Annotated in this window: 21 protein-coding genes and 1 tRNA gene; 12 read left to right on the forward strand and 10 right to left on the reverse strand. The window is 60.3% G+C overall.

Features of this window, described 5'->3' with window-relative positions:
- Nucleotides 1–34 precede the first annotated feature (34 nt).
- Entirely contained in the window at nt 35–1,021 is a 987-nt protein-coding gene (locus BB347_RS07870) for a PstS family phosphate ABC transporter substrate-binding protein (RefSeq protein ID WP_076580307.1), read from the reverse strand.
- A 204-nt stretch (nt 1,022–1,225) separates the two neighbouring features.
- Here BB347_RS07870 and BB347_RS07875 point away from each other — a divergent pair, with 204 nt between their 5' ends.
- Nucleotides 1,226–2,221: a phosphate signaling complex PhoU family protein gene (locus tag BB347_RS07875; protein WP_076580309.1), complete on the forward strand. Its 996-nt coding sequence runs from the start codon at nt 1,226–1,228 to the stop codon at nt 2,219–2,221.
- Between the two features lie 147 nt (nt 2,222–2,368).
- Here BB347_RS07875 and BB347_RS07880 read toward each other — a convergent pair whose 3' ends face one another.
- From BB347_RS07880 to BB347_RS07890, 3 genes are all read right to left on the reverse strand, one after another.
- Nucleotides 2,369–2,695, reverse strand: coding sequence for a DUF5789 family protein (locus tag BB347_RS07880; RefSeq protein ID WP_076580311.1), 327 nt, complete (start codon nt 2,693–2,695; stop codon nt 2,369–2,371).
- 293 nt (nt 2,696–2,988) lie between these two features.
- Nucleotides 2,989–3,357 carry a 30S ribosomal protein S8e gene (locus tag BB347_RS07885; protein WP_076580313.1) on the reverse strand — a complete coding sequence of 123 codons (369 nt, stop codon included), beginning with the start codon at nt 3,355–3,357 and terminating at the stop codon, nt 2,989–2,991.
- A 516-nt stretch (nt 3,358–3,873) separates the two neighbouring features.
- Nucleotides 3,874–6,129, reverse strand: a complete 2,256-nt coding sequence (locus tag BB347_RS07890; protein ID WP_076580315.1) for an NADP-dependent malic enzyme — start codon at nt 6,127–6,129, stop codon at nt 3,874–3,876.
- Between the two features lie 148 nt (nt 6,130–6,277).
- Here BB347_RS07890 and BB347_RS07895 point away from each other — a divergent pair, with 148 nt between their 5' ends.
- The gene (locus BB347_RS07895) at nt 6,278–6,760 is read left to right on the forward strand and encodes a phosphopantetheine adenylyltransferase (protein ID WP_076580317.1); all 483 of its coding nucleotides are present in this window, start codon (nt 6,278–6,280) and stop codon (nt 6,758–6,760) included.
- 180 nt (nt 6,761–6,940) lie between these two features.
- On the opposite strand, the gene BB347_RS07900 is transcribed toward BB347_RS07895, so the two are convergent.
- A complete protein-coding gene (locus tag BB347_RS07900; RefSeq protein ID WP_076580319.1) occupies nt 6,941–7,249 on the reverse strand; it encodes a transcription initiation factor IIB family protein in 309 nt (102 codons plus the stop codon).
- Between the two features lie 478 nt (nt 7,250–7,727).
- Between BB347_RS07900 and BB347_RS07905 the strand changes: the two genes are divergently transcribed.
- The 4 genes from BB347_RS07905 to BB347_RS07920 all read left to right on the forward strand — a co-directional run bounded on the left by BB347_RS07905 (nt 7,728) and on the right by BB347_RS07920 (nt 11,401).
- Nucleotides 7,728–7,812, forward strand: a tRNA-Leu gene (locus BB347_RS07905).
- 278 nt (nt 7,813–8,090) lie between these two features.
- The gene (gene dacZ / locus BB347_RS07910; RefSeq protein ID WP_076580321.1) at nt 8,091–8,903 is read left to right on the forward strand and encodes a diadenylate cyclase DacZ; all 813 of its coding nucleotides are present in this window, start codon (nt 8,091–8,093) and stop codon (nt 8,901–8,903) included.
- A gap of 1 nt (nt 8,904) precedes the next feature.
- Nucleotides 8,905–9,669 (forward strand): mechanosensitive ion channel family protein, encoded by a 765-nt coding sequence (locus BB347_RS07915; RefSeq protein ID WP_076580323.1) that lies wholly within the window; start codon nt 8,905–8,907, stop codon nt 9,667–9,669.
- A 358-nt stretch (nt 9,670–10,027) separates the two neighbouring features.
- A complete protein-coding gene (locus BB347_RS07920) occupies nt 10,028–11,401 on the forward strand; it encodes an APC family permease (RefSeq protein ID WP_076580325.1) in 1,374 nt (457 codons plus the stop codon).
- 279 nt (nt 11,402–11,680) lie between these two features.
- Here BB347_RS07920 and BB347_RS07925 read toward each other — a convergent pair whose 3' ends face one another.
- Complete coding sequence (locus BB347_RS07925; protein ID WP_076580327.1) at nt 11,681–12,508, reverse strand: nucleoside phosphorylase; 828 nt, start codon at nt 12,506–12,508, stop codon at nt 11,681–11,683.
- Nucleotides 12,509–12,710: 202 nt separating this feature from the next.
- Between BB347_RS07925 and BB347_RS07930 the strand changes: the two genes are divergently transcribed.
- The 6 genes from BB347_RS07930 (at nt 12,711) to BB347_RS07955 (ending at nt 19,107) form a co-directional block, all read left to right on the forward strand.
- Entirely contained in the window at nt 12,711–13,097 is a 387-nt protein-coding gene (locus BB347_RS07930) for a hypothetical protein (RefSeq protein ID WP_139326988.1), read from the forward strand.
- A 260-nt stretch (nt 13,098–13,357) separates the two neighbouring features.
- A complete protein-coding gene (locus BB347_RS07935) occupies nt 13,358–14,008 on the forward strand; it encodes a twin-arginine translocation signal domain-containing protein (RefSeq protein ID WP_077202634.1) in 651 nt (216 codons plus the stop codon).
- 376 nt (nt 14,009–14,384) lie between these two features.
- Nucleotides 14,385–15,311 carry a PKD domain-containing protein gene (locus tag BB347_RS07940; protein WP_076580333.1) on the forward strand — a complete coding sequence of 309 codons (927 nt, stop codon included), beginning with the start codon at nt 14,385–14,387 and terminating at the stop codon, nt 15,309–15,311.
- A gap of 196 nt (nt 15,312–15,507) precedes the next feature.
- Entirely contained in the window at nt 15,508–17,805 is a 2,298-nt protein-coding gene (locus tag BB347_RS07945; RefSeq protein WP_139326989.1) for a methyl-accepting chemotaxis protein, read from the forward strand.
- 114 nt (nt 17,806–17,919) lie between these two features.
- A complete protein-coding gene (locus tag BB347_RS07950; RefSeq protein ID WP_076580337.1) occupies nt 17,920–18,351 on the forward strand; it encodes a DUF488 family protein, N3 subclade in 432 nt (143 codons plus the stop codon).
- A gap of 162 nt (nt 18,352–18,513) precedes the next feature.
- Nucleotides 18,514–19,107: a flavin reductase family protein gene (locus BB347_RS07955; RefSeq protein ID WP_076581667.1), complete on the forward strand. Its 594-nt coding sequence runs from the start codon at nt 18,514–18,516 to the stop codon at nt 19,105–19,107.
- A 68-nt stretch (nt 19,108–19,175) separates the two neighbouring features.
- Here BB347_RS07955 and cdd read toward each other — a convergent pair whose 3' ends face one another.
- From cdd to BB347_RS07975, 4 genes are all read right to left on the reverse strand, one after another.
- Nucleotides 19,176–19,568, reverse strand: a complete 393-nt coding sequence (gene cdd / locus BB347_RS07960) for a cytidine deaminase (RefSeq protein ID WP_076580339.1) — start codon at nt 19,566–19,568, stop codon at nt 19,176–19,178.
- A 145-nt stretch (nt 19,569–19,713) separates the two neighbouring features.
- Nucleotides 19,714–20,760 carry an ABC transporter permease gene (locus BB347_RS07965; protein ID WP_076580341.1) on the reverse strand — a complete coding sequence of 349 codons (1,047 nt, stop codon included), beginning with the start codon at nt 20,758–20,760 and terminating at the stop codon, nt 19,714–19,716.
- Entirely contained in the window at nt 20,753–21,997 is a 1,245-nt protein-coding gene (locus BB347_RS07970; RefSeq protein WP_076580343.1) for an ABC transporter permease, read from the reverse strand. Before BB347_RS07970 ends, BB347_RS07965 begins: the two co-directional genes overlap by 8 nt.
- On the reverse strand, nt 21,994–23,640 hold the full coding sequence (locus BB347_RS07975) for an ABC transporter ATP-binding protein (protein ID WP_076580345.1): 1,647 nt from the start codon (nt 23,638–23,640) through the stop codon (nt 21,994–21,996). Before BB347_RS07975 ends, BB347_RS07970 begins: the two co-directional genes overlap by 4 nt.
- Nucleotide 23,641: the final 1 nt, after the last annotated feature.

Here is a 23,641-nt window from a genome sequence, read left to right on the forward strand (position 1 = left end):
GCTCTCAGTATCGTCGTCCGTCTGCGATCAGTGTTCATTCGTACTCCTCGGTTATCTCGTCGAGTTTCTCACGTTGTTCTTCGATCGTCTCGTCGGGAACGGCGTAAAACCCGACGTCTCGAGCCGTCTCTTGGGTATTATCGAGGTAAAACCGGAGGAACTCTCGAACGGCTTCCCGACGCAACGACTCCTCGCGAACGTAGAGGTACATCGGTCGCGCGAGGGGCGTGTACGCCCCCTCCTCGTCTTCGTCCATCTCGATCGTGTCCGGTTCGGGGTAGATACAGCCGTCGCCGTCGTCCACCGCGATCAGATCGAGATCGTCCTCGTTCTCGTAGTAGTATCCGGCACCCCCAAAGCCCATCGCGTACTGGTTGCCGCTGACGCCGTTGATGATCTGATTCGTATCCGGCGTGCCACTGTAGTCGCTTCGAATGTCCCCGACACTGCCGTTGATCGTCTCCGTAAAGTAATCGAACGTCCCCGACGCGGTGTCTCGACCGTACAGGGAAATGTCCTCGTCAGGCCACTCGTCGTCGATATCCTGCCAGGTGTCGACATCCGAGCCGTTTTGCCACACCGCCTCGAGTTCCTCGGTCGTCAGGCAGTCACACCAATCGTTTTCCGGGTGCTTCATGATCGCGAGTCCGTCCATCACGACCTCGAGTTGAATCCACTCAGTGCCGTTCGACTCACAGAGTTCTAACTCGTCGTCCGAAATATCTCGGCTGGCGTTTTGGAGGTCAGTTTCACCCCGGCAAAACTGCTGGAAGCCAGCACCCGTCCCCGATCCCCTGACCGGGATGTTCACTTGATTGTTCTCCCAGTTGAACAGGTCCGCGACGAGTGCACTGTTCGGCAACAGCGTGTTCGAGCCGTCGATCACGATTTCGCCGTCGAGACCGCTGTCCTCGCCGTGGACGATACACCCAGACAGTCCCATCAGACTCGATCCTGCGACACCGAGTAAAACGCGACGACGTGAGATGTCGCCACCACCGGAAATCGGGTCGGTACCCATCGCATTGCTCTAGCGTTCCTCCCGTCTAAATACCCTACTATGTTATCTATATAGCCCTATGTTCGACACTGGGTACCAGAGAACGCTGTTTCCACCTTCTCGGCCACGTCGGTCACAATCGTACCAATATGATAATCGAGACGAGAGGTGCTCCATCTATAGAGACCTAGTGTATTTATACAGATGCCGCCGAATTTCATCCGTATGGAGACGCGAAAGGTCCAGGTAACTGGTGGGTCGACGTACACCGTCTCGTTACCGAAGTCGTGGGCGACCGACAACGGTGTCAGCGCTGGAACAACGGTCGAATTCTACCCCGAGAGCGACTCGCTGCTCCTCACACCACAGAGCGAGACCAACCGCCAAGAGGGAACCCTCGGGATCGACGACCTCGAGGGCGAGCGCCTGACTCGAGCCGTCATGACGATGTACGTCAGCGGCTTCGACATCATCCGACTCGAGGCCGGACGGATCACGACCGACCAGCGAAGTGCGATCCGAAGCGCGACGCAGAGTCTCGTCGGCGTCGAAGTGCTCTCCGAAACGACCGACAGCGTCGTTATTCAAGACCTCCTCGACTCCGCCGAACTCTCGATCGTCAACGCTGTCTCTCGTATGCGTCTGATCGCCAGTTCGATGCTCGAGGACGCCGTCACCGCCCTCGTCGAGAACGACGACGACATCGCACAGGACGTCATCGAACGCGACGACGACGTCGACCGACTCTGGCTCGTCGTCTCGCGAATTTTCCGGGCGACGCTTCGCTCACCTCGTGCCGCGGAGGAACTCGGCGTGCCCCGCGAGGACTGCTTCGACTACCACTCGAGCGCCCGCCAACTCGAGCGAGTCGCCGATCACGCCGCCAAGATCAGCAATCTCGCGTTCAAACTCGAGGAGATTCCCGAAGCCGTCGCCGAAGCCCTCGTCGAACTCCACGGCGACGCCTCCGGCGTCCTCGAGAAGTCGATGGACGCGCTCGTCACCGAGGACAGCCAGGAGGCGAATCGACTGGGCCACGCCGCCCGCGAAGCCGTTCTCGAGATCGACGAGCACACGCGGACGATCGACGACATGTTGCGCGACTTAGAGCCCGTCCAGGCCCAATCGCTCGGGCTGATCGTCGACTCGCTCTCTCGAAGTGCGGATTACGGCGGGAACATCGCCGAGACAGCGCTTCAGAAGGCAGCGCCACGGCCCTGAGCGATAGGTTCGTGAAACTACCGAACGAGAGGTCGTGATGGGAGGAATTTCGGCTCGTCCCGGTAGAATCGGAGACAGTGTCGTTCGCTCCTTTCGATGGGACTGACAGGACACGGCTGCGAGGAGAGAGAGACCGAATCGAGGGTATCAGAACGAGAGTTGTTCGTCTTCTCGTCTCTCCCCCAGTGCGGGCGGCGTGCGATCGGAGTAGTACCGTCGGCCGATCGCTCGGCTACCGACCATGTTGAACATCGCTTGCCGTGCCTCACTCGGCGACTCGTACGTTTCGTTCGCAAACGAACCGAGGATATCGCGGACCGTTTCTGCCCCGTTCGGAAGTTCGATCATATGCTCGCCGAACGTTTCGACGAGTTCCTCGTTCGTACTCGGGTAGGAGTGTTCCTCCAGTTGCCCCGCTAACTCACCGAATTCGACTCCAAGTTCCCGGTGTGGGATGATGGTGCTGTCAGTCATTGTCGATCCGGCCCTCCTACACCACCGATTCACAAATGGCTGTGGGGGTGTCAACTGGGGTGAACGAGTCTGCCCATTCGGACCTCAAGCGCTCGTACTCCTGGGACGGGACGGACCGATCTCCCCGTTAGGCGAACCACACGAACAGCGTCGCTCACGTTGGCCCGTGGGCTGAGAAGAGAGTCGCACCTCGAGTTTGGTTCCGGATCGCTCTATAGTACCAACTAAAACGGGTTAGAGGACTGATCGCCGAATTGTCTGGCGATCAGGTGTGCACTGACGTGCAGTGGCTCCTACAGGAGAACGGCGTTGACCTGTCCGGTCTGGCCGGGACGGGAGGTGACGCGAGCCTGCCCTTCCGAGGTGTCGATGACGGCGCCTTTCGTGATGATGTTTCGGCGGACGTAGTTCGGGTTGGCGTCGTTCTCGACGACGTCTTCGATGTCGGCCGAGACGGTCTCGCCGTCTTTGTTCACGCTGACGACGTCAGTCGCGAGTGCGCGAGTTTTCGTTCCGTTCCCGCGAACATCGACGGTTCGGAATCGTGGCTCGCCAACTTGCGTTTCGGTCGGCAGACGGCCGAGTTCGTCTTTACGGCGCTTGCGGACGTTTTTGAGTCGGCCACCGGTTCGCTTTCGCGTAGAGCCTGCCTGATCTTGCATATCCACACCCAGTCCCGGCGGATATTTATATGCAACGAGATACGCGCCAGCACGACTCGAGCGGTTACGTTCGAATGACACCAAAAACGATTAAAGCGCGACTCACTCGACGTCTGAGGCGCGAACGAAGGCGACACCTGGCTACTCGAGGGGAGTTCACCCGCTCGGCTGTCGCGATTCTCACCCTGCAGGCTCCAAATCGCGCTATTCTTGTTGCGCGTCGACGACCGCAACCCCCGCCAGATTGACGATGTTGCTTGGACCTTTTTGCGCTCGGATTCGCTCACACGTTCGCTCACCACTCGCGCAAAAATCTCCACCAAAAAGCCGCTCGCTCAGCGTTCCGCTTCGCTCGCGTGACTACTCCTGTTGCGCGTCGACGACCGCAACACCAGCCAGATTGACGATGTCGCTTGGACCTTTTTCCGCTCGAGTTCGCTCACACGTTCGCTCACCGCTCGCGCAAAAATCTCCACCAAAAAGCCGCTCGCTCAGCGTTCCGCTTCGCTCGCGGGACTACTCCTGTTGTGCGTCGACGACCGCAACCCCCGCCAGATTGACGATGTCCTTGACCTCATCGCCCCGCTGGAGGACGTGCACTGGCTTGTCCATCCCGACCAGCATCGGTCCGATGGCGTCTGCGCCGCCCAGACGCTGGAGCAGTTTGTAGCCGATGTTCCCCGACTCGAGGTTCGGGAAGACGAGCACGTTCGCGGGTTGCTCGAGTTCCGAGAAGCCGTAGGTTCCCTCGAGAATGTCCTCGACGACGGCCGTGTCCGCTTGCATCTCGCCGTCGACCGGGAAGTCGATCTCGGGGTCGTCCTGGAGCATCCGCGCCGCGTTACGCGGCTTGCGGGTGCCCTCGTTGTTGACGCTACCGAAGTTCGAGTACGACAGAAGCGCCGCTCGCGGTTCGATATTGAAACGACGGGCGAGCTTTCCGGTCTGTTTGGTGACCTCCGCGAGGACTTCCTCGTCGGGGGCCTGATTCACCGTCGCGTCGGCGACGAAGATCACGCGATTCTTGAACGCGAGCATGTAGACGCCGGCCGCGTAGTCGACGTCGTCCGCGGTGCCGATCACCTGCAGCGGCGGGCGGAGGGCCGACGGGTAGTGGTGGGAGAGGCCGGTCAGCATGGCGTCGGCGTCGCCCTGTTCGACCATCACGCTCCCGAAGTAATTCGAGTCGCGTTCGATCATGTCGCCCGCTTCGGTGCGCGTGACTCCCTTGCGTGCTCGAAGTTCGTGCAGTCGGTCCGCGTACCCTTCGTAGTCGCCGACCGCGGGATCGGCGACCTGCGGATCGAAATCCAGTCCGAGGTTGGCCGCCGTCTGGCGGATCTCGCTCTCGTCGCCGATGAGGACGGGTAGGGCGATTCCCTGCTCTTGAATCTGGTAGGCCGCGCGAATCATCTTCTCGTTTTCGCCCTCCGCGAGCGCGACGGTCTTCGGTTCGCTCTTGGCCTTATTGAGGACCACGCGCATCATCTCGCGCGATTTGCCGAGTCGAGCCTCGAGTTCCTCTTCGTAGGCCTCGAGGTCGATTTCGGTGCGCGCGGCACCGGAGTCCATCGCAGCTTCGGCGATCGACGGCGCGACGCGGAAGAGGACCCGCGGGTCGACGGGTTTCGGGATGATATAGTCCGGACCGTACTGGATCGGGTCGTCGCCGTAGGCCTTGACGACTGCGTCCGGAACGTCCTGGCGGGCGAGATCGGCCAGCGCTTGGGCGCAAGCCACCTTCATCTCTTCGTTGATCTCGGTCGCGCGCACGTCCAGCGCGCCACGGAAGATGAACGGGAAGCCGAGCACGTTGTTGACCTGATTCGGGTAATCCGAACGGCCCGTCGCCATGATGACGTCGTCGTCGCGGGCGGCTTTCGCCTCCTCGTAGCCGATCTCCGGGTCCGGGTTAGCCATCGCGAAGACGATCGGATTCGCGTTCATCGACTGGACCATCTCCTGGGAGACGATTCCGCCGATCGAGAGGCCGACGAACACGTCTGCACCCTCCATCGCGTCCGCGAGGTCGCCTTCTGGAACGTCACGGGCGAATTGCTGTTTGTACTCGTTGACGTCGCCTCGCTGTGCCCGCTCGGCGGTGATGATCCCCGAGGAGTCACACATGGTAATGTTTTCTTTCTCACACCCGAGTGAAACGTAGAATCGGGCGGTTGCGATGGCACTCGCGCCAGCACCCGAGAAGACGATTTCGAGATCCTCGAGGTCCTTCTCTGCAATATCGGCGGCGTTGAGCAACGCGGCTCCAGAGATGATCGCCGTGCCGTGTTGGTCGTCGTGGAATACCGGAATGTCGATCTCCTCGCGCAGGCGTTCCTCGACGGTGAAACACTCGGGAGCTTTGATGTCCTCGAGGTTGACGCCGCCGAAGGTCGGTTCCATCATTTTGACGGCTTCGACGAGTTTGTGCGGGTCGGCTTCGTCGAGTTCGATGTCGAAAACGTCGATGTCGGCGAAGCGTTTGAAGAGGACGCCTTTCCCCTCCATCACCGGCTTGGACGCCTGTGCACCGATATCGCCGAGACCGAGGACGGCCGAGCCATTCGAGACGACACCGACGAGGTTGCCTTTTGCCGTGTACGTGTAGGCTTCGTCGTCCGCTTCGTCGATTTCTAAACACGGGGCGGCGACGCCGGGTGAATACGCGAGCGAGAGATCCCGCTGGGTATTCGTCGATTTCGTCGTCGAAATCTCTATTTTTCCGGGAGGATCGGTGCGGTGATACTCGAGTGAGTCCTCGTCTAATCCCATACCGGGGACACTGCAGGGGAGTACTAAAAACAATGTGGAGGTGAGTTTCGACGGATGACGTATTCCCTCGGGCGTGGGTCGTCGTTTTGGGCGCGAATTCGTTCGGTGATTCGACCGTTTTATACGCACCGCCCAAGTGAGGTGGCGTATGGACGTCGCGCTCGGTGGGACGTTCGACCCCGTCCACGATGGGCATCGTCGGCTCTTCGAACGGGCGTTCGAACTCGGGGATGTGACCGTGGGACTGACAAGTGACGAGCTCGCTCCAAAGACACGACACGTCGAACGACGCGTGAGATCGTTCGACGAGCGAAAAGCGAATCTCGAGGCGGAACTCGAGCCAATCGCGGCGACTCACGGCCGCGAGTTCGAGGTTCGATGTCTCGAGAAGCCGACTGGTATCGCTACAGAGCCCCAGTACGACTACCTCGTCGTCTCTCCTGAGACCCGTGAGGGTGGCGAGCGAATCAACGAGATTCGTGAAGAACAGGGCCACGACCCACTCGAGGTCGTCGTCGTCGAGCACATGCGCGCCGACGATGGTGATATCATCTCGAGTACGCGAATCGTGATGGGCGAAATCGACGAACACGGGAACGTAGTCGAGGAAGAAGAAACGGACCCCCGATAGCACCTGTTACTCGACGTGAGCGTCTGATTGTACGTACGTCACACTGTCGAGAATTCACGCCCGCCGTGAACGGCGGGATTCTCTCGCTGCTCAAAGATAGTTTCACCACCGTATCGTCCACGTACACTGACGCAGTGTGAGACTGTGGGAGTGAAACGATCGGAACGGCAAACAATCAGCCTACCACTGGGGCGGCTCGAGACCCGCATCCGCGAGGATATCTTTCCACCGGGATTGAATCGAAAGCCGTGAGACACCTGCTGCCTCGGCGACATCACCCTGCGTTCGGCCGTCGCCTGCGACGAGTGAACCAGCGTAGATACTCGCCGCGAGAACGGGTTGCTTCGATCGGTCTTCGTCCGGGACATCGGCGAGAAAGAGGTCGACCGCACACGAACGAGCGTCGCTCGTAAGCTCGAGGCGATCGGCCACCTGGTCCAGTTCCTCGAGCCAGTCATCGTACTCGAGTCTGTCGCGGGCGGAGTGCATACGCCGACGTATTGCCCCAATGAGGATAACGTTACGGGTCACGCCATACATATCGATAATTCGACCTGATTCGGTGTGCAAATCTCCGAAACAGTGGTCCAATGGGGTTCTGTCCCGGACAACGTTCAGCTACGAACGAGTCCGGAAATTGGCCGTTCACTGCCAATTTCACTAGGATACAACTACTAAACCGTGGTACTCGCGCCAGTATACGATGACGCTCGTCGTTCGGGTTCGGACCACGGCTGCGTCTCGTCTATGAAAGAGCCAACCTGCAAGCTTGTGTGTACCGGTTGCGGCCTCGAGATGCCGTATCGGAATCGATCGCTGGCCGAACAAGCGGCGGAACTCCACCAACTCCGGGATGCAGAGCATGTGACGTTTATCGTGCCGCCGGACTGGTCGCCCGAAGAGCCAGTGAAACAGCGATGACGCGTATCGACAGGTACTTACTCAGTTCGTGAAAATTTGTTCGTGAGCGCGGGTAGCCAAGCCAGGCCAACGGCGCAGCGCTTAGGACGCTGTCCCGTAGGGGTCCGCCGGTTCAAATCCGGTCCCGCGCATTCTCCGCGAACAACCCCGTGAGCGGAGAATGCGGTCGGCGGTTCGAATTAGACCGAGGTTCTGTGCCCACGGCGCAGGTTCTCGGGCGTGGTTCGAATCCGGTCCCGCGCATTGTTGCGGCGAGCAAATACGCGAGCTACAGCTCTCGAGTATCGGACCGAAGCTGAAACTGGCCACTGCCCCAACAGTGGCCTCGAGTGAAGTCGAAACGCAACGTGGCAGACACGCGTCAGACGGTCCACAACGTTTATTCGCGCGGACACGACTTATATGATCAATGGACGGCTTAGACGACGTGTTCGGCGATCTCTATTCGGACGTCGATGGGGTTTTCCTCTTCTCGCCGAGTGGCTCGTATTACGAGCGATTCAAAGCGATCGAGGATGTCGACGTAGTCGTCGTCGGAACGGAAAACGCGGTGGGTGCAGAGACGTTCGTCGAACTCCCACTCTCGTTCGACGATCTTACCGACCGAATTCGATTCGCGCTCGAGGGCGCACTCGAACAGGACGTCATCGAAGACGGGGACGAACTCGTCTGTGCGACGAGTGTGTTCAGCGGCGAAACCGATACGCTCGCGCGCGTTCGTGCGGACGGCGAGGCACACACCGGCATTTACGACCTCTTCGTGAAATCTCGAGCGGACCCGGAAGTGATTAAATCCGTCCTCGAGTTGGCGATCGAACTCGGACAGAAGGGACAGAAAGGAAAGCCCGTCGGTGCGCTCTTCGTCGTCGGCGACGCGGGCAAGGTGATGAACAAATCCCGACCGCTGTCGTACAATCCGTTCGAGAAATCCCACGTCCACGTCGGCGACCCCATCGTCAACGTGATGTTAAAGGAGTTCTCGCGACTCGACGGTGCGTTCGTCATCTCCGATGCGGGGAAGATCGTCTCCGCCTATCGATACCTCGAGCCGTCGGCCGAGGGCGTCGACATTCCGAAAGGACTCGGCGCGCGGCACATGGCCGGGGGTGCGATCACTCGAGATACGAACTCGATAACGATCGTGCTCTCGGAGAGTGATGGGCTCGTCCGGGCGTTCAAGGCCGGTGAGCTTATTTTGGAGGTCGATCCGGAGGCGTACTGATATGGACTGGCAGACCCTCATCGACGAACCGGCCGTCATAGCCATGGCGGTGTTGGCACTCGGTGTCGTCGTCGGCTACCTCGTCGGCCGACTCAACGAAGAACTGTTGACGGCATCCGGTGTTCCGGACGCGGTCGAGGGAACGCCATTCGAGCGGACCGCCCAGTCGATCGGCACGTCGACGGTCGAAATCGTCGCTCGATTGAGTTCGTGGTTCATCTACGGCATCGCCGTCCTCACGGCGATTCACATCGCGCAGTTACTCGACACCGATGCGTTCTGGATGCGGGTAACGGAGTTCATTCCGCAAGTGTTCATCGCCGTTCTCGTCCTCATCGTCGGCTTCATCGTCGCCGATAAGGCCGAGTTGGTCGTCGGCGAGTCGCTTCGCGGCGTTAAAGTCCCGGAAGTCTCGTTGGTGCCGAAACTCGTCAAGTACACCGTCTTGTTCGTCACGTTCGTCATCGCGCTCGGTCAGATCGGCGTCTTCGTCTCGCCGTTGCTCATCTTGCTCACGGTGATCGCAATCGGCGCGGTCATCGTCGGGGCCATCGCCTCACAGGACTTCCTCGTCTCGAGTGCCGCGGGAATCTATCTGTTACTCAACCAGCCGTACGGGATCGGCGACCGGGTCGAAATCGGTGAGCAATCCGGCATCGTTCAAGAAGTCGACCTCTTCGTCACGAAAATCGAAGACGACTCCGAGGAGTACATCGTTCCCAACCGGAAGGTCTTCGAGGAAGGAATCGTCCGGGTCCGAGACTGACGGCTCGGTGATTCGTCCTCGCGCATCTACGCTGTTTGGTTCCCGTTCGGGCCACGGACGAAACGGAGAGTCTCACACCGGACGAACCGATGCCGTCGCAGCAAGGTCGCGTCCTCGAGCGTTGACTCAACGACGGCTACCGCTCCTCGAGATCTCAGCCGTCGACTGGCTCGGGCGGACTGGACGCGTTCTGGACTCGAGTGACATCGACTCGATCTTCACCGGGTGGTTTAGATACAATGACATATGTTAACAAATATTTCACCGCATACAACCAATGTATCCATGCGGATCGGTAATTCGCAACATTGTTATCGAATACCAGTCTTGTTCTAACCGACCCAACTAATTGGCAACAATGGCAGACCATAAAATAATCGACAAAAAAGTCGGGCTCATTGGGGCAACGGTACTGATTATCGGCAACGTCATCGGGGTGAGTGCGTTCGTGCTTCCTGGCGAGCTCGCGGGAGATGCAGGGCCAGGGATCATTTTCGCGTTGTTACTCGCGTTGATTCCGCTCACGTTTGGAATCATCATGTCGTTGCAACTCGGGAGTGCGATTCCCGTTGCGGGTGGGACGTACGTCTACGCGTCTCGACTCGTCGGTCCGTTCTGGGGGTTCTTGCTGCCGTGGATTACGATTCCCGGCGTCTGGGCAGGGATGTTGTTCATCGCGCTCGGATTCGCTGAATACGCTGGGTTCGTCGCGGACAACATCTCGGTCATCCCGGAGATCCCAGAACTTGGGTTGATCTACGGACTCCTTATTCCCTTCATCGTCCTGAACGTTCTCGGGATCAAGATGGTCGCGATCATCCAGTTCCTGATGGTGGCGGTCATCATCCTCGGGATGCTCGCATTCATCGTTCCCGGTGCGTTCATCATCGATACCGGCAACTACTCGGAGATGTTCCCGTACGGCGGTGGCGAGGTCATCGTCGCCGTCGTCTCGCTTTACTTCCCGTTGCGCGGATTCCGACTCGTCGTCGAACTCGGTGAGGAGATGAAAGATCCGGCGAAAAATATCCCACGCGTTCTGGGACTGTCTGCGGCGATTTCGATCACGCTATTAGTGGGCCTCATCGTCGTCCTCATCGGCACGACGAGTCACGTCGCTCTCGGGAACATGGATGCGGCGTTCGCACAGGTCTCGCTGGACAACTTCCCGGCACCGATAACCGCACTCATCCTTTCTGCCGCGGCGATGGGTGCGCTCACGTCGATCAACATGACCTACACGGCGTACTCGAGACTGTTGATGCGTGCCGCGCGTGACGACATTATCCCGTCACCGATTGCCCGGATCCACGATCGGTACGACTCCCCGCACGTCGCCGTGCTCGTGCTCGGAATTCCACCGCTCCTGGTCGCACCGTTCTCCCCAGGCGTCGTGACCCTCTCTGTCGCGCTCTCGTTGACCATCCTCTTCGGCCTCGCGGTCTCCGGCATCGCGCTGTGGAACCTGCCGAAGGTCTTTCCACAGCGATACGAGTACTCGCTGTACAAACTGCCGTCCTGGCTGCTCAAGTTCACTGCGGTCGGTGCCGTCGTCTCCGCGGCGTTCCTCTGGATCCTGACGACGACGCAACTCCCCCTGATGACCGGCGTCATCGCCGCCTGGATGCTCGTCGGGTACATCTTCTATCGTACCCGTGTCGCGTACTTCAACAAGCGCGGTATCGACCTCGAGAGTCGGATGTCCCAGCTTCACGAGAGCGAGCAAACGTAATCGCAGGCATCTAACTCTCTCCTCTCTCACTCTCTCCTCTCTCACTCTCTCCCTCTCACTCGAGGCCTCGTTTTCACGGCCACCGAAACGCGCCACTTTATCGATGGACCAGACGCCACGCTCGAGGCGTCGTTCCACGTGAAGCCGTCAATCACAACCCACGCGGCCAGTCTGGAAGATAATCGGCCAGTGTGTGACTCAACTTCGCCGTCGTCGTTTCGTCAGCGTTCTCTCAGTCTGTTCGCTCCCGCCCAGGCGTTCCGGCTCAGAAATTCCGACTCAGTCCTCCTCGAGTGCAAGCCCGGCGTGCCAGCGTTCGGCCCCGTGCGCTCGTTTGACGGCGTCCATCTTCGCGAGTAAGTGAGTTGCGAGCGTCGCGGTTTCGGCTGCTCGAGATTCTCCTTCGGTTCGGAACGCACCGGTCTCGCGATTCGCGTAGACGGTGCAGACAGCTCCCGCGCGGAGTCCATAGAGGTTCGCGATGGTCATGATCGCGCTCGCTTCCATCTCGATATTCTTCACGTTCGCGTCCTTCAACTGATCGACGAGGTCGTCGGCTCCCGCGGCTTCGAAGCCCTCGAATCCCGGACGGCCCTGGCCGGCGTAGAAGGAGTCCGCGCTCATCGTCACGCCGGTGTGGTAGTCGTAGCCGAGTCGCTCCGCGGCGGCGACGAGCGCACAGACCACTTCGTAGTCGGCCGTCGCGGGGTAGTCTTCGCGGACGTACTCGTCACTGGTGCCTTCCTGTCGGACGGCTCCGGTCGTGATCACCAAGTCACCGACATCCATCTCGGGTTGGATCGCCCCACAGGAGCCGACGCGGATGAACGTCTCGCAGCCGACTCGAGCGAGTTCTTCGACGGCGATTGCAGCCGAGGGGCTCCCGATGCCGGTGGAGGTGACCGAAATCGGCGTTCCGTCGGTCGTCCCCGTCGCGGTGCGATACTCGCGGTGGTGGGCCCTGATCTCGTGGTCGTCCCAGAACTCCACGATCTTCTCGAGGCGTTCGGGATTGCCGGGGAGGAGCACGGTGTCCGCCACGTCGTCGGCCGACACCTCGAGGTGGTACTGCACGTCGCTGTTGGGATTTTCGCTGTCGCCGGTCATTGAGTACAGCGGTTTGAGCTACTGGTGTAAATACCTCCGGACGCCAGAACGTCCGTACGTGCACGCTCAAGGAGCAACCGATGCTCCTGACAGGCGTGTGAACACTGCCTTCGCAGCTGAATCCGTGGCTATTGTAGGTCGTCGTCGCAGTGATAACTCAAAGCTAAAAACTTATCTTCCCTGAGTTATCTGATCAGTGATAATGAACGGATACCTGATGCGTGTCTCGGGGCTGGCCGGCCTCGCGGCGTGGTTCGCGATGGAACTGTACGCCCAACTCGTGCGCGATCCGGTCCTCTACGGCGGCCAAAGCGTCCCGCCGGAGTTCCTCGAGGCGGCCCAGCAGTCGTTGCTCGTCGGATCGATCGTCGTGGTCGTTTACGGCCAGGTCCTCACGCAGGGATCGGCGGACAGCGAACCCGGGTGGCTGCGCTCGCTCGCGATTGGCGTCCAGTGGGGCGTCCCGACGCTGATCGCCCTCGATGCAATCGTCGGCGGGGTCTCGAACCTCGGATTCCTCGTCTTGGTCTCCCTGCTCGCCGGAGTTGTCGTCATCCTGGGAATTATCACGACTGATAGGCCCAACTAACGGTTGTGTGACACTGTCATAGGTGTATTTTTGGATGTGTTCTCGAGGAGAAGCGTCCCACGACCGATTCTGCAGAAGTGGCTGTTTCAGCTACAAGAGGCCTTTTGACGTACTCGAGGAATTTATAGTAGTATGGTATCTTTCACCGATTTGTTGGATAGTACAACCTATTAGATAACACGATATTCACGAACGAAAGCTTTACCATATCTCATACAAATTCACTGATATCAACCCTACCCAGTGGTTGAAGTGCAACAATGACAGAAGATAACGGACTACTGACGCGACGGACAGTTCTCAGATCAGGCGCGGCGACGGCAGCTCTCACCACAGTGGGTGCCGGTGCACTGTTTTACGGGTCTCAGTCTGCACTAGCAACAGATTACGACCTTGACGGTGACTCTGCAGAAGTTCAAGCAGATGAGAATGGTGAAATTGAATCGATCGAAATCACCCCAGAGATCACAGTTGAGTGGTCAAACCTAGACGGGGAGGAGACCCAAGCGGATATCACTATTGATGCCGCTGTTGATTACGATGAGGATGAAGATGACTTGGTTACTATTTCAGAAGGCGAACACAACATTGACCTAGAGGAGTTTGATCAAGAAAGCGACGAAACAGTGTATGAATCGGGTTCAGCAACTGAGTCACTCGGTTCAATTGATATTTATGACGACCTCGATGGTTTAAATGAAGAGGAAATTGAGGAAATTGAGGATGAAGAAACATTTGACATCTATGTTGAAGTAACTGTGACTGTCAATAGCGAAGAAGACGATAACGTTGGAGACGAACTCAGTAGCAGCGCCGGCAGTGACCTTGACTTAACCATCGAGGGTGGGGCAAATATAGATGAGATTAGTGGCGAGATCGAACTTGATGCAGAATCAACGCTTGATAATTAAATAGCAAAACGAAATAAGGTCTATATCTTGATACAAACATATTCTATTAATGGGGTACAGTCTATACAAATATAGAATGTCGTTGGTGTTAGCGACTCGAAATAGTCAACTTAAACAATCGAGAACAGATGTGCCACTATAACTGCCAGTAAAGCTACTTAAGGAAACTGGCTATAATTTTCCTTCTATGGGATCAAAGACTCATCACCCCGTTGTATTCGGTCTACTCGGAGTGATGATTCTATTTGGTCTCACAATAGGAAGCGTTTCAGCAGTTACCATGCTGACTGATGATGGAGCGACTATAGAATCTGTTAGTGGTGACATAGGTGTCACCGTAAGTTCATCGGTAGATGAGGACAACACATCAGTTGAATTGAATGAAACAGATGATAATGACGACGATGACGACGGCAGCGGAGGCGGCATCTCCCTCCCCCCACCCGACTCCGGTGGAGACTCCTCGGACGACCTAATCGGCTCCACACCAAGCGGCGTCATTACCCAAGAGTCCGAATCCGGCACGGTCTCCCAGACGGAGCCGACGACGTTCGTCCAGACGGCCGTCGAATCGCTCGAGTTCGAGGACCCGGATCCGTCGTGGTCGGTGGCGGCTCGAGACCTGAATCAGGAGCCAGCGACGAACGGGGACGCGCCGGGTGAGACCCTCGGGGTCAGCATGGTCAGCGTCTCCGATAGTGCTGTCGGGGAATCCACGACGATGGAGTTTGCGCTCGATCCGGCCACCCTCGAGGGCGTCAGTGACAGTGCCAGTGCAAGCGAGGTCCGAATCTTCGCCGCGACGGACGACGGCTGGGAGCCACTCGGCACGTCCGTCGTCGAGGAGGGCGAGGGTGGAAGCGATCACCTCCTCGAGACCGAGACGTCCGCGGCGGAAAACGGCGTCTACGCCGTCAGTCACACCGGCCAACCGACGGCTGCCATCGACCTCGCAACCGAGACGGTCGCGGCCGGGGAGGACCTCGAGTTCTCGGCCGACGCGTCGATCGACAGCGACTACGACCTCGAGTCCTTCGAGTGGACGATCGACGACACGGAGTTCGAGGGCGAGACGGCAGTGGAGTCGATCGACGAACCCGGCGAGTACACGGTCTGGCTGACGGTCACGAACGAAGCCGGCGAGACCGACTCCACGTCGTCGACGCTGACCGTCGACGCCGCGGACGACGAGGCGGACGACGACGGGATTCCGGCCGGTGGCCCCGTCCTCGTCGCCCTCGCCGCCGTCGTCACCGCGCTCGTCGCACGCGCGAGGAACTGGCTTCGCAATGAGGCCAGCTAATCGGACTCGAGATTACCGCTCGAGACGGCGATTCGCAGCCATCGAGTCGGTGACTCGAGGTCCATCGGCCGCACAAACTATTCGTACCACTTTGGGAACGTATTTTCACTGAGTAGTTTCGTTGGATGATACTCTCGTTTAGAATAATAATATTCTCGATACCTTTTTACTGGTCACAATCTTGTGTCCGGCCACGGTGAGTACTCTATCAAGCCGGCTCCCCGACGAGATCCGGCGGTCGTATTCGCGGAAAATGCTCGTCCTCTTTGCAGTCATTATTCTCTGTATCACCTCGATCGGCGGGGTAATCTACCTGCAAACGGGCAGTGCACTCGAGGCCGAAACGGCGGATGAACTCGAGCAGTCGACGCAACTCCAATCGAACGTGTTGGCCGAGAGCATCGATCGGTACCAACATCACGTGCGGACGCTGGCCGAGTCCAACGTGATCAACAGCGGCACGGACGGCGAGATCGAGTTGACTCTCGAGAGCGAGGTCTCCTCGGCCCCGGATAGCGTCGTCGCCGCCCACTACATCGAGACGGACGACTACGAGGTCCTCATTAGTAGCGACGACGAGGCCGAAGGCGTCAGCTTCGCGGACGAGGGCGTCGACTGGGCGACAGACGACACGCTCCACGACGGCCAGTCGGGAATCCACCTCACGGACCCGTACGACGATCCAGTGACCGATAACGCCTCGATCGCGATCACGAGTTCGGTCCCCGAGGACTCCGATCGCGGGGTCGTCTTCGTCATCGATCAGGACGACCACGCGAGCGAACTCGCCTCGCCGTCGCTCGAGGACGACGCATTCACCCAGATCGTCAACGAGGATGGCGAGGTCGTCATGAGCCACGACGACGAGGCCGCGACGGACGAACACCACGCGGTCGACGACGAGGACGATCCGCGTGCGACCGCAATCGAGAGCGGACTCGAGGGCGAAACCGGCTACCTCGAGTCCGACGTCGGCGGCAGCGAGATGGCCCTCGGCTACGCGCCGGTCGACGGAACGGACTGGGTCATCATGGCCCACACGCCGATGGACGCGGCCTACGACCTCCACCAGAGCGTCACGCGTTCGGTGATCGCGCTCGTGCTCGTCTCGTTGCTCGGCCTGGGAACGATCGGCGTCGTCGTCGGCCGAAACATGTCTCGGTCGCTGAACGAACTCACGGCCAAAACGCGGGAAGTCGAGCAAGGGAACCTCGAGACGGAACTCGAGTCGGATCGAATCGACGAAATCGGCGAGTTGTACGCCGCGTTCCGGAGTATGCGCGACTCGTTGCGAGAAACGCTTCACGAGGTCAACACGGCGAAAAAGCGAGCGGAGCGCCGAGAGCAGACGCTCGAGGTGCTGGTCGAACAACTCGAGCAGGAAGCGAGCGACGTGATGAAGCAGGCAGCCGAGGGCGACCTCACGCAGCGAATGGACGTCGAGGAAGGCAACGAGGCCATCGAGCAGGTCGCCGCCGAGTACAACGAGATGATCGAGCGGATCGAGACGACGATCGACGATCCGAAACGGTTCGCGGGCGACGTCGCCTCCCACAGCGAGCAGGTCACGGCGAACGTCGAGGAGGTCCAGGCCGCGAGCGAGCAGGTGTCGACGGCCGTCCAGGACATCTCCTCGCACATCGATCACCAACACACGATGTTCCGCTCCGCGGCCGGGGAGATGGCCGAAATCGAACAGATGGCCGACGACATCGCGTCGCTGTCCGAATCGGTGAGCCACTCGGCGACGCAAACGGCGGCGGCCGGAGAGGAGGGGCGCTCGACGGCCCGTAATGCGAAGGAGGCAATGTCTCGCATCGACGAGGAATCCAAACAAACCCTACGAGAGATCGAGAAACTCGAGCAACAGATGGCCGAAATCGAGGAGATCGTCGACATGATCTCCGAGCACGCGGCACAAACGGACCTCCTCGCCTTGAGTGCGAACATCGAGGCGTCGAGACAGACGACGGAGACGACGGAGTTCGGAACCGTCGCGGCTGAGGTCAAAGAACTGGCCAGGGAGACGAAAGAGTCCGCCGCCGAAATCGACACGATCATCGCCTCTCTCGAGTCGCAACTCGAGCGGACGACTAGGGAGGTCGAGACGACGCGAAGCGAGATTGACGAGAGCAAGGCGGTGATCGAAGAGACCGTCGACACTCTCGAGAGCATCGCGACGTACACGACCTCGACCTCGAGTGGCGTTCAACAGATCGCGTCGCTCAGCCAGCAACAGTCCGACTCGACCCAGGACGCCAGGCAGTTGATCACGAACGCGACGGAACTGAGCGAGCAGGTGACGGCGGAGACGGAGACGGTCGCCGCTGCGACCGAAGAGCAGACGAGTTCGCTCGAGGAGGTCACCACGAGCGCGAATCAACTCGCGAGCGAGGCCCAGTCGCTTCACACCACGCTCGATTACTTCGAGACCGCGGCGGACGACGAACCGGACCACCACTTCAAGTTCTCACACGGCACGCTCGAGGAGTAGTCCCTCGAGCGCGACAGTTTCGGAGCGGACGTCGATCTGTCGACGAGCGTCTTGACCCCATATTCGAATTTGCCCGCCAACAGGTTTGTCCGTGCGGACGGCCTCCAAGCGGCTATGAGCGAGGGAACGCTCGCGGACACCTACGTCGCCGCGATCCAACACGACCTCGCGTCGCTACCCGCGGAGGCGACGCTCGTCGGCGTCGTTCGCCAGCCGACGTCGTGGTTCCACGCCGCCGTCGACGAGAACTATCCCGAACTCGGGCCGCCAGCGGACCTCCTCGAGTCGTTTCAGTCGACCGTCGAGGACTACAAAATGCGCGGCCTCTGCGAGGAGGGAGCCCACAACGCCGCCTGGGAGGAAGTCGACTTCGAGGAGCGCTATCGCTCCTCTCTCGAGGACTCGAGCAAAGCACGTGAGGCGCGCAGCGACCTCGAGACGCGTCTCGAGAGCGGCGAATCGATCGCGCTCGTCTGTTTCGAAAACACCGATTCGAAACGCTGTCACCGGACGATTCTGCACGACGTACTCGAGGGCGACGAGTAACCGTGCTGGTTGGCAGGATCGGCCCCTGATACCGACGCTTCGCAGGTGACGCGAGTCCGTATCCGGAACCCGTTCGATCCCGCCACAGTCCGGTTAAACTAACCGAACGCCCCCGACGAACGACACAAACAGTTACAGCAGCCAGGTCACTATGTGAGAGAGATGCACGCGTTCGACCCATCGGAACGAACACAGGACGAAGTCGCACGATTCGTAAAAACCGTCGTCACGCCGCGTCCGATCGCCTGGATCAGCACGCAAAGCGCGGACGGCGCCGAGAATCTGGCACCGTTTAGCTCCTACAACTACGTCTCGTTACAGGAACCGACCGTCTTGTTCAACTCGCCGAACGGCGAACCGGACGAACTGAAAGATACGGCCAGAAACGCCCTCGAGACCGAGGAGTTCGTCGTCAACGTCGTCACGGAAGCCGATATCGAACGGATGGACCACACGTCGGCGGCGATTCCCGAAGACGAGAGTGAGTTCAACCTCGCCGAGGTCGACCGCGGCGAGTGTGAAACCGTCGCTGCGCCGCGGGTAGCCGACGCGGCCGTCTCGATGGAGTGTACCCTCTACGATTCGATCGAGATTCACGACAAACTGATGATTCTCGGCGACGTTCAGTACGTCCACGTCGACGAAGGACTGCTCACCGACGGCAAACTCGACATGCGCGACCTCGATACCGTCGGTCGTCTCGGCGGTCCGTACTACACCGTTTCCGACACGCTCCCGTTCGAACGGCAGTTCTAACTCGAATACCTCGAACGACGCGAATGACGCGGACGCCGCGATCGACGACCGACCTCACTCGAGCGTCTTCACTCGAGCATCTCCTCGGTGATCGTATCGGGTAACAACTCGCCCAGCGTGTACTCCGCTGGTGGTTCGTCGTCGCCGCGATCACAGAGCACGACGAGGTCGTCGTCACAGAACTCGGCGAGCGTCTGGCGGCACATCCCACAGGGCGTCACGCCATCTCGCTGGCCAGAACTGACGGCCACTCGAGTGAACTCGCGATGCCCGTTCTTGACCGCCTCGGCGATCGCGACCTCTTCGGCGTGAAGACTGTTGCTGTAGTTCGCGTTCTCGAGATTGCAGCCGACGAAGACCTCGCCGTCTGCCGTCTCGAGGGCAGCGCCGACCGGGTACTCGGAGTAGGGGACGTGGGCGTTCGACTGAACGTCGCGGGCCGTCTCGAGTAAGTCCGTCATAGCTGCTACTGGCTCGAGGACGGGCAAGAAGCCATCGACCGACCGACTCGGGACGTGCGTGTGGTGTCGAATGGGCGACAGTGGAACCAAAGTTGGAGAATCGGGCGCTCGAGGCGTTCGTTCGATGCCTCGAGCCGACGGAGAGTCAGTCCTCGCCGGATTCGTAGTGATCGCCGGCGGCGTCGGGCAGTCTGGTGCGACCGACGAGTGCGATCACGACGATCACCGTCGCGTGGGGGATGATTTGGATGAGGTTCGTCGGGACGGAGATGCCGGCACCCTGGAGTTGGGTCTGCATCGCGTCCAACCCGGCGAAGAGGAGCGAACCGCCCAGTGCACCGACTGGGTGGTAGTTCGCGAGCAGGTACGTCGCGATCGCGATGAAACCGCGACCGTCGATCACGGTTTCGCCGGTTCCGGTGAACGTGCCGAGGTAGCCGAGTGCGAACCCGGCACCGCCGAGGCCCGCGAACACGCCCGAGAGGATCACGGCCGTATATCTGACTCGTTGCACGTCGACGCCGGCCGTGTCGAGAGCTTTGGGATTCTCGCCGCTCGCGACGACCCACCGGCCAAAGCGCGTGTGATTGAGGACGAACCAGCCGAAGACGAACGCGCCGAGCATGATGTAGACCTGCGGTGGCGTGTCGAACAGCAGGTGTCCGAACAGCGGAATCTCCGAGAGGAGCGGGATCGTGACGTTGTCGAACGTCCCGACGTCGCTCGTGTTTGGACTCTCGAAGACCAGCCGCGAGACGAACGGTGCGAGTCCCAGCGCGATCAGCCAGAGCGCGAGGCCGGCGATGATCTGATCGGCCTTGAACTCGATACAGACGATCGCGAACAACAGCGCGAAGAGCGTACTCACGAGCACGCCGGCGAGCAGCCCCCACCAGTGATGAGAGATGGTGAACGTGGATTCGCCGCCGCCGAGCCAGAACGTCGCGACGATTGCACTAAACGCCGAGACGATGAGCAGGCCTTCGATCCCGATGTTGATCACGCCGCTCTTCTCCGCGAAGATGCCGCCGAGAGCCGCGAGCGCGATCGGAACGGCGAGTCGGAGCGTCGCGGCCTGCCAGCTCGCTGGAGTCGCCCAGAGGAACACGACGAGTGTGAGGGCGCTGACGGCGAGCACGGCAGCCGGGCGACGGTTGTACCACCCCTTGAGGATCGAGAACGGATTACGCATCGTCCTCACCCCCTTCGACGGGTTCACCGCCGTCCGTCTGGACGGGCTGTACGTCCTCGAAGTCGACGTAGCGGCCGCCGATCATGCGGAAGAACTCCGGCATGGCGACGAACAGGATGATGAGTCCGCTCAGGATTCCTACCAGCTCCGGCGGGACGTCCGTCGCGGTGCTGATCGACTGCGAGCCGCTGTCGAGGAGGCCAAAGAGGAACGCGGAGGCCCCGATACCGAGCGGGCTGTTCCCCGCGAGGATCGAGACGGCGATGCCGTCGAATCCGAGGTCTGGAACGCTCGTGATCCACTCGCCCTGAACCATGAGCACCCACAGCGAGCCCCCGATGCCGCCGAGTGCGCCCGAGAGCGTCATCGCCCCGACGATCATTCGTTTCTCGTCGACGCCGCTGTACGCAGCAGCTTCTGGCTGGACGCCGCTCGTCCGGAGTTCGTAGCCGAAGGCGGTCCGCGAGAGCATCCAGGCGATGCCGATCATACAAACGATTGCGAACGCGAGCGCGAGTAGCGAGAAGTTCCACCGACCGCTGAAGCCGAGAAATGGAACGTTCGGAATTTCGGCGTACGCGGGGATCGATTCCGTCTGCTGGTTCGTGCTTTCCGGGTCCTGAAACTGCCAGGCCAGGAGCGTCGCCGCGACGCCACCGGCGACGAAGTTGAGCATAATCGTCGTGATAACCTCGTTCGCGTCGGCGTACGCCTTGAGCGCCCCCGGAATCGCACCGTAGAGCCCGCCCGCGACCGCGCCGGCGAGGAGGCCGAGGGGAATCAAGACGACGGTCCCGATAAACCCGCTCGGCACGATCACCGACGCGTAGAGGACGGTGACCGCCGTCGCGAGACTCCCCATGATCAGTTGTCCCTGCGTTCCGATGTTGAACAGCCCAGCGCGGAACGCGACCGCGAACGACAACCCGGTGAAGATCAACAGCGTCGTCTGCGCGAGCGTCTCCGCGAGGTTGTAGTTTCGAAGCGCCCAGTCTCCCTCGAGCGGGTGACCGATCGCTCCGAAGAACAGTTCGTAGAAGACTTGCATCGGGTTGTAACAGAACGTAAATCCGGCCACGTTCAGGCCTGCTTGACAGGACGCGTACGCGCCGGAGACGAAAACGAGGACGCCGCCCACGACGATCGCCGCGAGCAGCGAGGCCACGCTGATCGCGATTCGCTCGAGGACCGAGGCGTGGACGAGTCGCCTGAGAAGGCGTTTCAAACGGGTTTTCATCGCTCACCTCTGCGCTCAGAACCGAACTCGGAGACGGGTTCGGCAGTAGTCGATGCCTCGTCGGCGTCGTCTGGATCTTCGCCGGCCATGAGGAGGCCGAGGGTCTCTTCGGTGAGTGACTCTGGATCAGTAACGTCCATAAAGGAACCTTCGTAGATGACCGCCAATCTGTCGGAGAGACTCCGTACTTCGTCGAGATTCGACGAGATGAGCACAATCGCAACGCCCTCTCGACGCAACTCGAGGAGGCGTTCGTGGATGAACTCCGTCGAGCCGATGTCGACGCCGCGAGTCGGGTGGGTCGCGACGACGAGTTCCGGGTCTCGTTCGAACTCCCGGCCGACGATGAACTTCTGTTGATTCCCACCCGAGAACGCTTCGGCGTCCGCATCCGCGTTGGGCGGTCGAACGTCGTACGTTTCGATGATGTCTTCTGAGTGTTCGCGGACGGCCCCCCAATCGATCTGATTCGACTGCGCGAACGTCTCCGCGCGTTGGCTCCCGAGCACGCCGTTTTCGACGAGGTCGAACGGCATCACCAATCCGCGCGTGTGCCTGTCCTCGGGGATGTAAGACATGCCGGCGTCGATCCGGTCGCGTCGCGACCACTCCGTAATCTCGGCTCCCGCCATCGAAATCGTCCCCGCTTCTGGCTGTCGGAGTCCGGTGATGGCTTCGACCAGTTCGGCCTGCCCGTTGCCGTCGACGCCGGCGATACCGAGGACCTCACCGGCGCGCACTTCGAGATCGATCCCCGAGACGGCTTCGACGCCGCGGGAGTCCTCGACGGTGAGATCGGCGACCGAGAGCACCGTTTCTCCGGCGTCGTTGGCCTCCGTCTCGGCCTCGAGGAGGACTTCTCGCCCGACCATGTGTTCGGCCAGGTCCGATCGCGTCGTGGTGTTCGGGTCGACGGTGCTGACGGATTCGCCGTCTCGAAGGACGGTGATCGCGTCCGCGGCGTGGGTCGCCTCGCCGAGTTTGTGCGTGATGAAGATGATCGTCTTGCCCTGGTCGGTGAGCTCCTCGAGAACGTCGTAGAGTCCCTCGACTTCCTGGGGCGTCAACACGGCCGTCGGCTCGTCCAGGATGAGCACGTCCGCCCCTCGGTAGAGGGCCTTGAGGATCTCAACGCGCTGTTGGACGCCGACGCTGCAGTCGGCGACTTTCGCGTCCGGATCGACGTCGAATCCGTACCGATCGCAGAGGTCGCGAATCTCCCGAGTGACTCGCTCGCGGTCGACCGCCAGCCCGAACCACTTTCGGGGCTCGTTGCCGAGGGCGATGTTCTCCGCGACGGTCATCGTGTCGACCAGCATGAAGTGCTGGTGGATCATGCCGACCCCCGCGTCGATCGCGTCTCGAGGGGACGAAAACGATCGCGTCGTCCCGTCGACGACGACGTCGCCCTCGTTGGGCTCGTAGAGCCCGTAGAGGACGTTCATCAGAGTCGTCTTTCCGGCTCCGTTCTCGCCGAGCAGCGCGTGAACGGTTCCCCGTTCGACGCGCAAGTCGACGTCGTCGTTCGCGATAACGCCCGGAAAGCGCTTCGTGATGCCGTCGAGATGCACCGCGAGATCGCTTGCAGACGCTGTGCCCCCCACACCCGCATCGTCGGTTTGTCCCGGTCCCGGCTCGCTCATG

The sequence above is a fragment of the Natronorubrum daqingense genome (genome assembly GCF_001971705.1).
Lineage (GTDB): Archaea > Halobacteriota > Halobacteria > Halobacteriales > Natrialbaceae > Natronorubrum > Natronorubrum daqingense.

Bases quoted from the DNA above. Each gene is read 5' to 3' on its own strand.
- BB347_RS07870 (WP_076580307.1), bottom strand. From the start codon at position 1,021: ATGGGTACCGACCCGATTTCCGGTGGTGGCGACATCTCACGTCGTCGC.
- BB347_RS07875 (WP_076580309.1), top strand. From the start codon at position 1,226: ATGGAGACGCGAAAGGTCCAGGTAACTGGTGGGTCGACGTACACCGTC.
- BB347_RS07880 (WP_076580311.1), bottom strand. From the start codon at position 2,695: ATGACTGACAGCACCATCATCCCACACCGGGAACTTGGAGTCGAATTC.
- BB347_RS07885 (WP_076580313.1), bottom strand. From the start codon at position 3,357: ATGCAAGATCAGGCAGGCTCTACGCGAAAGCGAACCGGTGGCCGACTC.
- BB347_RS07890 (WP_076580315.1), bottom strand. From the start codon at position 6,129: ATGGGATTAGACGAGGACTCACTCGAGTATCACCGCACCGATCCTCCC.
- BB347_RS07895 (WP_076580317.1), top strand. From the start codon at position 6,278: ATGGACGTCGCGCTCGGTGGGACGTTCGACCCCGTCCACGATGGGCAT.
- BB347_RS07900 (WP_076580319.1), bottom strand. From the start codon at position 7,249: ATGCACTCCGCCCGCGACAGACTCGAGTACGATGACTGGCTCGAGGAA.
- dacZ (WP_076580321.1), top strand. From the start codon at position 8,091: ATGGACGGCTTAGACGACGTGTTCGGCGATCTCTATTCGGACGTCGAT.
- BB347_RS07915 (WP_076580323.1), top strand. From the start codon at position 8,905: ATGGACTGGCAGACCCTCATCGACGAACCGGCCGTCATAGCCATGGCG.
- BB347_RS07920 (WP_076580325.1), top strand. From the start codon at position 10,028: ATGGCAGACCATAAAATAATCGACAAAAAAGTCGGGCTCATTGGGGCA.
- BB347_RS07925 (WP_076580327.1), bottom strand. From the start codon at position 12,508: ATGACCGGCGACAGCGAAAATCCCAACAGCGACGTGCAGTACCACCTC.
- BB347_RS07930 (WP_139326988.1), top strand. From the start codon at position 12,711: ATGAACGGATACCTGATGCGTGTCTCGGGGCTGGCCGGCCTCGCGGCG.
- BB347_RS07935 (WP_077202634.1), top strand. From the start codon at position 13,358: ATGACAGAAGATAACGGACTACTGACGCGACGGACAGTTCTCAGATCA.
- BB347_RS07950 (WP_076580337.1), top strand. From the start codon at position 17,920: ATGAGCGAGGGAACGCTCGCGGACACCTACGTCGCCGCGATCCAACAC.
- BB347_RS07955 (WP_076581667.1), top strand. From the start codon at position 18,514: ATGCACGCGTTCGACCCATCGGAACGAACACAGGACGAAGTCGCACGA.
- cdd (WP_076580339.1), bottom strand. From the start codon at position 19,568: ATGACGGACTTACTCGAGACGGCCCGCGACGTTCAGTCGAACGCCCAC.
- BB347_RS07965 (WP_076580341.1), bottom strand. From the start codon at position 20,760: ATGCGTAATCCGTTCTCGATCCTCAAGGGGTGGTACAACCGTCGCCCG.
- BB347_RS07970 (WP_076580343.1), bottom strand. From the start codon at position 21,997: ATGAAAACCCGTTTGAAACGCCTTCTCAGGCGACTCGTCCACGCCTCG.
- BB347_RS07975 (WP_076580345.1), bottom strand. From the start codon at position 23,640: ATGAGCGAGCCGGGACCGGGACAAACCGACGATGCGGGTGTGGGGGGC.